Genomic DNA, 610 nt, shown 5'->3' with positions numbered 1-610 from the left:
GCCGTCCGTCCGGCACCAGCCGCCCGTCGCAAGCCATCGCCAGCCGCATCCCGCTCGCCCGCCCGCCCGACAGCCGGGCCCGCGCGCCAAGCTCCACCGGCGCGCCCACTTCGCCGTCGTCGGGCAAGGCAAGCTCCAGCCCGGCCAGCCGCCCGGCCTGCCAGGCATCGATAAAGACCAGCGCAAGCACGACAAGGCCCGCCAGCGGCGCCACCACCCAGGCCTCGGGCCACGCCGCGCCGATCACCAGCGCGAGCGGCGCCATCAACGCCAGCACCAGCGCCGCGCGCGCGGTTGGCACGACCGGAACGGTGCGCCCCACGATCGGCGTACCCGTACCCCGCGTGCCAGCAGAGGCCTGTGCCAACGCGCCCGGCACGGGCCAGTCGTGCGGCAGCGGAGAGGCAAGCGGCGCGTTCATCGCCTCAGCGCGGCGCCTCGGTGCGCTCGACCAGCTCGGCGACCAGCGTCTCGACCTGCTTGCCCTCGATCTCGGCGGCGGGGCTGAGCAGCAGGCGGTGGCGCAGCACGGCTGCGGCCAGCGCCTTCACATCGTCGGGTACGACGTAATCGCGCCCTTCGAGCGCGGCGCGCGCGCGCGCGGCCCCCG

General features: G+C 76.1%; 2 pseudogenes. Both read right to left on the bottom strand.

What is annotated here, in order from left to right:
- A pseudogene (locus MTR62_RS21150) lies at positions 1 to 421 on the bottom strand (hypothetical protein); the annotation flags it as partial.
- 4 nt (positions 422 to 425) lie between these two features.
- Positions 426 to 610: pseudogene (locus MTR62_RS21145) on the bottom strand (AAA family ATPase); the annotation flags it as partial.

This window comes from Novosphingobium organovorum, from assembly GCF_022832435.1.
In the GTDB taxonomy this organism is placed as follows: Bacteria; Pseudomonadota; Alphaproteobacteria; order Sphingomonadales; family Sphingomonadaceae; genus Novosphingobium; species Novosphingobium organovorum.
The sequence above is the reverse complement of the archived record's forward strand: the minus strand, read 5'-3'. Positions and strand labels throughout refer to the sequence as shown.